At 66.7% G+C, this 3423-nt stretch carries 3 protein-coding genes; 1 reads left to right on the top strand and 2 read right to left on the bottom strand.

What is annotated here, in order from left to right; genetic code table 11:
• Positions 1 to 372 precede the first annotated feature (372 nt).
• Positions 373 to 1827, top strand: coding sequence for a cell wall hydrolase (locus tag IVB32_RS04905; RefSeq protein WP_247391676.1), 1455 nt, complete (start codon positions 373 to 375; stop codon positions 1825 to 1827).
• A gap of 4 nt (positions 1828 to 1831) precedes the next feature.
• On the opposite strand, the gene nadC is transcribed toward IVB32_RS04905, so the two are convergent.
• Together nadC and IVB32_RS04895 are read right to left on the bottom strand one after the other, a co-directional pair.
• Positions 1832 to 2710, bottom strand: coding sequence for a carboxylating nicotinate-nucleotide diphosphorylase (nadC, locus tag IVB32_RS04900; protein WP_247391679.1), 879 nt, complete (start codon positions 2708 to 2710; stop codon positions 1832 to 1834).
• 11 nt (positions 2711 to 2721) lie between these two features.
• Positions 2722 to 3423, bottom strand: a 702-nt coding sequence (locus IVB32_RS04895; protein ID WP_247409931.1) for an FAD-binding protein, incomplete at its 5' end; no start/stop codon positions are given.

The raw sequence follows: 3423 nt of genomic DNA, 5'->3' as shown, positions 1-3423 counted from the left end.
AAGCGGGCGATCCAGTATTCCAGAGGCGGTGACGTGATAGGGAAGGAGCCGCGGCGTACTATGCCCCGCCTTCGCGGGGCATGGCGGCTATGGTCGAAGTGGCGATGGAACCGCGCGCATCCCGTAATGACACGTGCGCGCAAGAGTTCCTTCACCATTCGCGTTGACCAGTTGTTTACCCCTTCGCGTGAGGGCGCATTTACCAAGGCGCATCATCGCCCCGTGAGAACACCTGCGATTGCTTGCGTGTGCCGCATGCGCAACGCCGATTAACGCCCCAGCAACCTAAATTAGATACTCACGATAAAGATCGAATTGCACGGATGTACTGCGGCTCGATTTTTCTAGCGTAAGCGTAGCGTGAGCGTATCGATGTTTTTGTTGCGTACCCATCCGAAGGGCGCGCGGTTCGCGTCCTTCGGCATCGGTCTCTGCATCTTCGCATTGATGCCGAGAGAGACCGGCTATCAGGACATTGCCTCGCTGCTGGCGCGCCAACCCGGGGTCGCGGAGCGTTGGCAGAAGCAGGTATTCTCTGCTGCGTCCTCCATACAACTGGCCACTTACAGTTTTTCCCGGCCGATCGGCACTTCGGCTCCGCAGAGCGCGATGGTTCGTCTCGCGAGCCTCGACAGCCGCGACGTCACCGGCGCGATCAGCCGCAATCCGGCGCTGCAGGCGCCGCCCCGCTACCAGGCCGCCGATTTTCCCAAGGTCGATCGCTCGATGAAGGGTGATCGCCTCGCAACGGTCACGCCGACGCAGGCTCCCGAAGCGGGCGCGCCGACGGCAGTGCCGACGCAGGAGGATCCCGCGACGTCGAACAGCTCGGTGTTCGGCGCCAAGACCGTCGCGCTGCCGCAGGCGATGTCGCCGGAATCCGCGGCCGCGCTGGATCCCGAACTCGCGGAGGCGCTGCGTGCGCCGCCGCTGCCGCAATACACCAATGCGCCACAAGCCAGCGACGCTGCGCGCTCGCTCGCGCTCCAGCCGCTCGAAGCGCTGAAGCAGGCCACCATTCCGGCTGCACCGCCGCGCGATCCGTTCCGGGTCAAGACCTCGAGCCTGTTCTTCGGCAGTTCCTCGCTCGGAGGCAACGTCGAGAGCATCGAGAGCTGGCAACCCGGTGCGGAGCCGCTGATCGTGATGCCCGACCCCGACATGAAGGTGACGGCGTCGCTATCGCCGCCGTCGGAGGATATTGCGAAGGATATCGAAAGCGGCGAGAGCGTCGCGCCGAAGGGTGAGGTCAACGTCGACAATCAGCGCGCCAGATCGCCGGCGGAACGGCTCGCGCTCGACGACAAGTCGCGCGCGAAGTCCGAAAAATGCCTCGCGGAGGCCGTCTATTTCGAGTCCCGCGGCGAGGCCGTGCGCGGTCAGATGGCGGTTGCGCAGGTGGTGATGAACCGCGTGTTCTCCGGCAAATACCCGGACACCGTGTGCGGCGCCGTCTATCAGAACAAGCACCGCCATCTCGCTTGCCAGTTCACCTTTGCCTGCGACAACAATGCCGACGTGATCCGCGAGCCCGAGATGTGGGACCGTGCGAAAAAGATCTCGAAGGCCATGCTCGACGGCCAGATCTGGCTGCCCGAGGTCGGCAAGTCCACGCACTACCACGCCTATTGGGTGCGCCCGTCCTGGGTCGCCGAGATGAAGAAGATGTACAAGACCGGCGTCCACACCTTCTATCGCCCACGCGCCTGGGGCGATGGCAGCGAAGAGCCGAGCTGGGGCACCCCGGCGCAGACCGCCGCGCTCTCCGCCGAGCTCACTCAGCAAGCCAAGAGCTCCGCCGAGATGGGCGCGACCGAGCGGCGGTAGCGCCTCACGCCTCGATATCCAGCGCGCAGTCGAAATTTGGCGCCGAATGCGTCAGCGCGCCGGATGAGGCGTAGTCGACGCCGGTCGCAGCGATGGCTGGGATCGAGTCCAGGGTGACACCGCCGGATGCCTCCAGCTTGAGGCGTCCCTCGTTGAGCCTGACGGCTTCGCGCAGCGTCGCAATATCCATGTTGTCGAGCAGCACGGCGTCGGCAAGGCCGGTGTCGAGCACCTCGCGCAACTGCGGAAGCGTGTCGACCTCGATCTCGATCTTGACGAGATGGCCGGCCTGGGCGCGGGCGCGCTCCAGCACGGGACGGATGCCGCCGGCGACCGCGATGTGGTTGTCCTTGATCAGGATCGCGTCGTCGAGCCCGAAGCGGTGATTGAAGCCGCCGCCGCAGCGTACCGCGTATTTCTCCAAGGCGCGCAGCCCGGGCGTGGTCTTTCGCGTGCAGCAGATTCTCATCCGGGTGCCCTCGGTGCGCGCGACATAGTCCGCCGTGAGCGTCGCAACGCCCGACAGGCGGCCGACGAAATTCAGCGCGGTCCGCTCCGCCGTGAGGATGGCGCGTGCCGGCCCCGAGATCGTCAGCACCTGCTGCCCGCGGGCGACGCGCGCGGCGTCGCGAACATGTGCGCGTATCTCGATGTCGGGCGAAAGCTTTTGCAAGGTGGCGAGCGCCAGTGGCAAGCCGGCGATCACGCCGGACTGCCGCGCGACCAGGATTGCTTGCGCCTTCGTTGCTTCGGGGATCGTCGCAAGTGAGGTGATGTCGCCGGCGCGGCCGAGATCCTCATCGAGCGCGCGCAGCACGGCCTCGTCGATCGCGAGCGGGGAGAGGAAGGCGTCGGGATAAAGCAGAGAATTCGGGGTGATCATGGCAGACTCCGTCAGGCGGTCATCGGTTGCGCCGTGCGCGGTGTCGGGCGTTCGCTCAGGCTGTCCGCGATCTCGCGCACTGCTGCGAGCGTCGTCATCGTGCGTTGCGCGAGGGGGGGCACGTCCGCGGCATGGTCGGAGCGGAAGTGCGCGCCGCGGCTCTCGCGCCGGTTCCAGGCTGACGCCACCACGAGCAGGGCTGCCGTTGCCATGTTGCGGACCGCGATGCTCGTGGCCTCGCGTTCGAGCGCGGAGAAGCTGCGAACCGCGTCCGCAAGCCCGTCACCATTGCGGATCACGCCGACATGCGTGCTCATCAGCATCCGCAGCCGCTTCACGGCCGCAGCATCCGGCGCGCCGTCCCCCGGCGTCGGCACGTCCGCAAGACGTGCGGGCGAGGGAGTGGTGCGGCCGGCGATGTCGTCGGCGATGCGCGCGGCGTAGACCACGGCCTCCAACAGCGAATTCGACGCAAGCCGGTTCGCGCCATGCGCGCCGGTGGACGACGCTTCGCCGCCGGCCCAGAGCCCGTCGATCGAGCTGCGGCCGCGATCGTCCACCGCGATGCCGCCCATGTGATAGTGCGCCGCCGGTGCGATCGGGATGGCCTGCGTGGCGGGGTCGATCCCAGCGGCGATGCAGCTTGCATGGACGGACGGGAATCTGTCGGCAAAACGTGCGCCCAGCGCCTGCCGCGCATCGAGGAAGGCGCC

Origin of the sequence: Bradyrhizobium sp. 23 (genome assembly GCF_023073295.1) — a bacterium.
Classification (GTDB): Bacteria; Pseudomonadota; Alphaproteobacteria; order Rhizobiales; family Xanthobacteraceae; genus Bradyrhizobium; species Bradyrhizobium canariense_D.
Note: the sequence above shows the minus strand (reverse complement) of the source record. Positions and strands in the feature narration are given on the sequence as shown.

Bases quoted from the DNA above. Each gene is read 5' to 3' on its own strand.
- IVB32_RS04905 (WP_247391676.1), top strand. From the start codon at position 373: ATGTTTTTGTTGCGTACCCATCCGAAGGGCGCGCGGTTCGCGTCCTTC.
- nadC (WP_247391679.1), bottom strand. From the start codon at position 2,710: ATGATCACCCCGAATTCTCTGCTTTATCCCGACGCCTTCCTCTCCCCG.